General features: G+C 73.2%; 6 protein-coding genes. 2 read left to right on the top strand and 4 right to left on the bottom strand.

Going from position 1 to position 6,290, the window contains the following annotated elements:
* From JWR81_RS28175 to JWR81_RS28160, 4 genes are all read right to left on the bottom strand, one after another.
* Positions 1-1,625 (bottom strand): thiamine pyrophosphate-binding protein (locus JWR81_RS28175; RefSeq protein ID WP_297659444.1); only part of this gene is annotated, 1,625 nt, incomplete at its 3' end.
* Positions 1,622-2,395, bottom strand: coding sequence for a cyclase family protein (locus JWR81_RS28170; RefSeq protein WP_297659442.1), 774 nt, complete (start codon positions 2,393-2,395; stop codon positions 1,622-1,624). The genes JWR81_RS28170 and JWR81_RS28175, both read right to left, overlap by 4 nt.
* Before the next feature lie 167 nt (positions 2,396-2,562).
* Positions 2,563-3,348: an enoyl-CoA hydratase/isomerase family protein gene (locus tag JWR81_RS28165; RefSeq protein ID WP_297659440.1), complete on the bottom strand. Its 786-nt coding sequence runs from the start codon at positions 3,346-3,348 to the stop codon at positions 2,563-2,565.
* Positions 3,349-3,373: 25 nt separating this feature from the next.
* Complete coding sequence (locus tag JWR81_RS28160) at positions 3,374-5,155, bottom strand: ABC transporter ATP-binding protein (RefSeq protein ID WP_297659438.1); 1,782 nt, start codon at positions 5,153-5,155, stop codon at positions 3,374-3,376.
* A gap of 79 nt (positions 5,156-5,234) precedes the next feature.
* Between JWR81_RS28160 and JWR81_RS28155 the strand changes: the two genes are divergently transcribed.
* A complete protein-coding gene (locus JWR81_RS28155; protein ID WP_297659437.1) occupies positions 5,235-5,654 on the top strand; it encodes a MarR family transcriptional regulator in 420 nt (139 codons plus the stop codon).
* An 11-nt stretch (positions 5,655-5,665) separates the two neighbouring features.
* Positions 5,666-6,235 (top strand): AAA family ATPase, encoded by a 570-nt coding sequence (locus tag JWR81_RS28150; RefSeq protein WP_297659447.1) that lies wholly within the window; start codon positions 5,666-5,668, stop codon positions 6,233-6,235.
* Positions 6,236-6,290: the final 55 nt, after the last annotated feature.

The following is a 6,290-nucleotide window of genomic DNA, read 5'->3' as shown; positions in this document are numbered from 1 at the left end:
CGGAACGCCTCCATCAGCCACCAGGACCCTTCGTCCGTGCGCACCTTCGCGTCGACGAGCATCGGGCGGTCCCGCGGCCCGTCCAGCCACTTGCGGACGGCGTCGAGGTCGCCCTCGGACCGGACGGTGGCCGCGGGGCAGCCGTAGCCCGCGGCGATCGCGGCGAGGTCGGTGTCGGGGAAGCGGACGGTGCCGTGGTCGGCGCCGGTGAAGTGGTGGAACTCGGCGCCGTAGCCGGCGTCGTCGTAGACCACCACGAGCATGCCGATGCCGAGCCGCACGGCCGTCTCCAGCTCGGAGATGCCCATGAGGAACCCGCCGTCGCCGAGTGCGGCCACGGTGAGCCGGCCGGGGCGGGCGATCGCGGCGCCCAGCGCGGTGGCCAACCCGAGCCCGATCGACTGGAAGCCCTGCGTGAAGCAGAACCCGTCGGAGTCGGGGACGGCCAGGTAGGCGCTGGGGTAGCCCATGAAGTTGCCGGAGTCGACGGCCACCGTGCGCTCGGCGGGCAGCAGCGCGTCGAGGGCGGCGGAGAGCGTGCGCGGGTCGATGTGGTCGGGATCAGGTGCCTGCTGCGGCACCGGGATCTGCGACCACCGGCCCGCGGTGGCGATGCGCTCGGCGAGAGCGGGGGTGCGGTAGCCCGGACCACCGCTCACCAGGACGGCGACGTCCCGCGCTGTCTCGCCGACGTCGCCCAGCACCCCCAGGTCCACGGCCCGCTGCGCCCCGATCGCGGACGGCGTGTCGTCCACCTGCACGACGATGGTGCCGTCGCCGATCAGGGCGCCGTGGCGGGTGGTCCACATCGTCAGGGACGCGCCCCAGGCCACCACGAGGTCGGCGCCGGTGATGAGCTCGGCGGCCAGGTCGGTGGCGAACCCGCCGGAGATGCCCAGCGACCAGGCGTGGCCGGTGAACAGCCCGTTCGCGACGGCGGACGTGGCCAGCAGCGCCCCGCAGGTGTCGGCGAGCGCGGCAAGCTCGGGTCCGGCGTGCCGGGCGCCGCGGCCGGCGATGAACACCGGACGTTCTGCCCCGTCGAGCAGCCGGGCCAGGTCCGACGCCGCGGCGGCGTTCGGGCGACCCGGGAGCTGCGGGACGAACCGGGGCGTGGCGGGTTCGCACGGCTGTTCCTGCACGTCGAGGGGCAGGTTGAGCACGACGGTCCGGCGCTGTCCGCGACACGTCTCGTAGGCGCGCAGCACGTCCGCCACCGCGGACGCGGACGAGTACACCCGCTCCGGCACCGCCCCGACGGAGGCCGCGAGCGCGTCCTGGTCGATGCGGAAGTTCGACCGCACCGCGGCGCCGCCCGTGTCGGCGGCCAGTACCAGCAGTGGGGTGCGACTCTTCGCGGCCTCGGTGATGCCGGTGAGGGCGTTGGTCAGGCCGCAGCCCTGGTGCAGCGAGAGCACCGCGACCTCGCCGGACGTCCGCGCGTAGGCGTCGGCCATCGTCGCCGCCCCGCCCTCGTGACGGGCGGCGGTGAACGGCACGCCGCGCGCGCGCAGGGCGTTGGTGACGTGGAAGTTGCCGCTGCCGACCACCCCGAACGCGTGCCCGACGCCGAGACCGGCGAGCACCGACCCGACGACGTCCGCGACGGTGGTACCCGCAGTCATCGCTCCACCAGCGCGAGTACGCGGGCCGGACTGCCCGAGCCGCCGACGATCGGCAGCGGCGACACGATGATCATCGCGCCGGTGGGCGGCAGCGCGTCGAGGTTGCGCAGGCTCGTCAGGCCCCACTTGTTCGCGCCCATGAGGTGGTTGTGGCAGGCGAAGGGCGGGTCGAAACCGTGCGCGGCGCCCGCGTCCGTGCCGACCGTCTCCGTGCCGAAGCCGGTGATCGGCGACTCCTGCGCGAGCCAGCGCGCGCACTCCGGGGCGACGCCGGGCGTGTGCGGGCCGTTCTCGTCGGCGTTGGCGAACGCCACGGCGTCCTCACCCCGCGACGACCAGCCGGTGCGGTAGAGCAGCCAGCCGCCGTCGGGCAGCGGGCCGTGCTCGGCCTCCCACGCCGTCACGTGGTCGATCTGCAGCAGGAAGTCGGCGTCCTTCTCCACCTCGGCGGTCATGTCGATCACGACGGCCGGCGCGACGAGCGTGCTCAGCGGGGCCTGCGAGACGTCCAGCCCGTCCTTGCCCGACACCCAGTGCACGGGCGCGTCGAGGTGGGTGCCGGTGTGCTCGCCGGTGTGGATGTCGTTCCAGTACCAGGCGGGGCCGCGGTCGTCGTAGCGGCTGAGCTCCTCGAGCCGGAACCGGCTCGTGTTCGCGAACGGCGGCGGCAGCTCAAGGATCGGCGTCGAGGACTGCAGCGGGGTGGTGAGGTCGACGACCTCGACCGCGCCGGAGCGCGCTGCGTCGAGCACGGCGGAGAGAACTGACATGGCGACTCCCGAGGACTGGAATGTCCCGCCACCATGACGCTTCGCCGGCGCCCGCACCATCCCGGGGGTGCACCCCGATCACGCTGGTGGGCCCGCGACCCGGCGTCGGCGGCGACGGCGCGCCCGTTGTGACGTCGGCGCGTGCGGTGCTGCGCGCCCGAGGGCGGCTACCTGCCCTCGAACGTCGCGTGGCCGGGGCCCTCGGCGAGGAAGGTGCGGATGGCGCCGCGGAGGTCCTCGGTGTCGAACAGCGCGCCGGCGACGGCGGGCACGTCGGCGTCGGCCTTCGCGACGCCGCCCTCGAGGTAGGCGCCGATCACCTTCTTCGTGGCGGCGTGGGCCACCGTGGGGCCGGCGGCCAGCCGCCGCGCGAACGCGCGGGCCGCGTCGTCGAAGCCGTCGGCGGGGAGCACCCGGTTCACCACACCCCAGCTGTGCATCGTGGCGGCGTCGTAGCGGTCGCCGGTCATGACGAACTCGCGGGCTCGTCCGGTGCCCGCGCGCTCGGCGAGCCGCTGGGTGCCGCCCATGGCCGGGGTCAGCCCGACGGTGGCCTCGACGAGTCCGAACGACGCACGGTCGGCGGCCAGAATGATGTCGCAGGCCAGCGCGAGCTCGAAGCCCCAGGTCAGGCACATGCTGTGGGCGGCGAAGACGGTGGGGCAGGGCAGCGCGGCCACGCGCTGCGCGATCGAGACGAGCGCCGTGAACAGGTCGGTGGCCGCCTTGGCGTTGCGGAGTCCGCCGAAGACGGCGACGTCCACACCGCCGGTGACGATCCGGCCCTCGAACCGGAACAGCACCGCTCGGGGGTCGAGCTGTTCAAGCTCGTCGAGGGCCGTGACGAGCGCGGCGCCCATCCCCCCGTCGAACAGGTTGAGCGGCGGGTGGTCGATCGTGACCACGGCGAGGCCGTCGTCGTGGTGCACGGTGATGGGCAGATCGGGAGGCATGGGGTGTTCCTACCCGAAGCCGCGCTCAGGCGGCGAGTGCGGCGTAGCGCCCGTTGTCGGCCACCAGGCTGCTGTGGGTGCCCGCCTCGACCACGTGACCGCGGTCGATCACCACGATCTGGTCGGCGTCGCGCACGGTGGAGAGGCGGTGGGCGATGGTGATGGTGGTGCGGCCCTGCGCCAGCGCGTCGAAGGCCTTCTGCACGGCGCGCTCGGTCTCGTTGTCCAGCGCGCTCGTGGCCTCGTCCAGGACGAGGACGCGGGGGTTGCGCAGCAGCGTGCGCGCGATGGCGATGCGCTGCTTCTCCCCGCCGGAGAAGCGGTGGCCGCGGGAGCCGACCACGGTGTCGTAGCCCTCGGGCAGGTTCGCGATCAGGTCGTGGATCTGCGCGGCCCGGGCGGCGGCCTCGATCTCGGCGTCGGAGGCGTCGGGCTTGGCGTAGCGCAGGTTCTCGCGCACGGTGGTGTGCAGCAGGTAGGTCTCCTGGCTCACCACACCGACGACCGACGCGAGGTCGGCGAGCGTCATGTCGCGCAGGTCGACGTCGTCGATGGTGACGCGGCCCGCGCTCGGGTCGTAGAGGCGTGCGGCCAGCGAGGCGATCGTGCTCTTGCCCGAGCCGGTCTCGCCGACGAGCGCGAGCGTGGTGCCCGCGGGGACGTCCAGGTCGATGCCGGCCACGGCCGCGGAGTCGCTGCCGCCGTAGGCGAACGTGACGTCCTCGAAGCGCACGTGGCCCTTGACGCGGGCGGGGTCGACCGCCACCGGCTCGGCGGGGTCGTCCACCTCCACGGGCAGGTCGAGGTACTCGAAGATGCGGGCGAACAGCGCCAGCGAGCTGACCAGCGAGACGCCGACGTTGAGCAGGCTCGTGATGGGCCGGAACAGGGTGCCCTGCAGGGTGGTGAAGGCGATCAGCGTGCCGATGCTCATGGTCCCGGCCGCGACCGGCAGGCCGGCGGCGAGGTAGATGACCGCGGGGATCGCGGCGAAGATGACGCTCATCGAGGCCATCCGCCAGCGGCCGGCCAGCTGCGAGCGCAGCTCCAGGTCGATCAGGCGCGTGGACGAGCCGGTGAAGCGGTCGACGAGCGCGGGACCGGCGCCCATGGTCTTGGAGAGCTGGATACCGCTGATCGAGAGGCCCTCCTCGACGGTGACGTTGAGGTCGGCCAGCTCACGCTGCTGCTGGGCGGTGATGGTGCGGCGCATCCGCGCGACGCGGCGCGTCAGGTAGATGGCGGGCGGCATGACCACCAGCGAGATCAGCGAGAGCCGCCAGGACAGCGCGGCCATCGCGACCGCGGTGGCGACGGCGGTGGTGAGGTTGGAGGCGACGGACGTGGCCGTCGACGTGACGACGGACTGCATGCCGCCGATGTCGTTGGTGATGCGCGACTGCACCTCGCCGGTGCGGGTGCGCGTGAAGAAGGCGATGGACTGGCGCTGCAGGTGGGCGAAGACGTCCGTGCGCAGCCGGTGCATGACCTGTTGGCCGATCTTCGTGGAGATCCAGGTCTGGACCACGCCGAAGGCGGACGTGACGGCGGCGACGGCGACCATGCCGATGACCAGCCAGATGAGCAGCCTGAGGTTCCGGTCGGGCAGCGCGGTGTCGATCACCGCGCGCAGCAGGAACGGAGAGGCGAGCCCGACGACGGACGACGCGACGATGATCGCCGTGACGATGACGAGCTGCCAGCGGTAGGGGGTGAAGAGCCGGCCGATGCGGCGCAGGGATACCTCGCGGGCCTGCTTCTTCTCGGCGGCACTGACGGGACGGGATCTGATACGTGGGGGCTCCAAAGGTGTGCTCCTCTGTTCGGGTGATGCTGAGGTTACCTCAACATGAGGGAGCAACACCAGATGTTGATACGGTATTCCCGTGGAGCCTGACGAAAAGGACGAGTCCCTCGCCGAGGCGTTCTGGTCGGTCGCGCGCCGGCTGCGGCACCTCAGCCGCGAGGCCCTCGCCCCGTGGGACGTCACGCCGTCACAGTCGCGCGCGGTCGGCGTCCTCGCCCGCCGCGGCACCATGCGCCTGTCCGAGCTGGCCCTGCACCTGCGCATCGCGCCCCGGTCGGCCACCGAGGTGGTGGACGACCTGCAGGAGGCGGGCCTGGTGGAGCGCCTGCCCGATCCCCACGATCGGCGCGCCACGCTCGTCCAGCTCACCGACCGCGGCGTCGAGGTGGGCGCAGCCATCCGGGCCGCCCGCGCGGCGGAGGCCGAGAGCTACTTCGGCGTGCTCAGCGACGCCGACCGCAAGGACCTGACCCGCATCCTGCGCACGCTGCGCGGCTGACGGGCGTGGCGATGAAGCCGGCCGAGGTCTGGGTCGTCGCCGGTCCGCCGGGCGCGGGCAAGAGCACGATCGCAAGCCTGCTGCTCGCCCTGCTGGTGCCGGTGCCCGCGCTGCTGGACAAGGACACGGTCTACGGCGGGTTCGTCGCGGCCACGTTGGCGGCGGCAGGGCGGTCACCGGGGGAACGCGAGGGAGCGTGGTACGACGAGCACGTCAAGGTCCACGAGTACGGGGGCATGGTCGCCACGGCCCGCGAGGTCCGCGCCCACGGCTGTCCGGTGATGCTCGTGGCGCCGTTCACGGGCCAGATCCGCGACCCGGCGCGCTGGGTGTCCTTCGTCGCGGAGCTGGGCGGCGATCCCGTGCGGCTGCTGTGGGTGCGCAGCGACGACGCCACGCTGCGCCGGCGCCTCGCCGACCGTGGACGTGCCCACGACGCCGGCAAGCGTGCCGCCTTCGACGCGTTCCTGGCCCGAATGCAGCCCGACACCCCACCTCCGGTGCCGCACACGGAGATCGACAACCGGGACGGCGCCCCGCCGCCGGCCGCCCGGCTCGCCGCGATCGCCCGCCGCCCATGACCGGTCCGGGACGTGCCGACGCCGTGTCGGTGCCCACGGAACGCCTCCGCCGGCG

Source organism: Pseudonocardia sp., from assembly GCF_025965585.1.
In the GTDB taxonomy this organism is placed as follows: Bacteria; Actinomycetota; Actinomycetes; order Mycobacteriales; family Pseudonocardiaceae; genus Pseudonocardia.
The sequence above is the reverse complement of the archived record's forward strand: the minus strand, read 5'-3'. Positions and strand labels throughout refer to the sequence as shown.

Excerpts from the sequence above, each read along its gene's own strand:
- JWR81_RS28170 (WP_297659442.1), bottom strand. The coding sequence starts at position 2,395 with ATGTCAGTTCTCTCCGCCGTGCTCGACGCAGCGCGCTCCGGCGCGGTC.
- JWR81_RS28165 (WP_297659440.1), bottom strand. The coding sequence starts at position 3,348 with ATGCCTCCCGATCTGCCCATCACCGTGCACCACGACGACGGCCTCGCC.
- JWR81_RS28150 (WP_297659447.1), top strand. The coding sequence starts at position 5,666 with ATGAAGCCGGCCGAGGTCTGGGTCGTCGCCGGTCCGCCGGGCGCGGGC.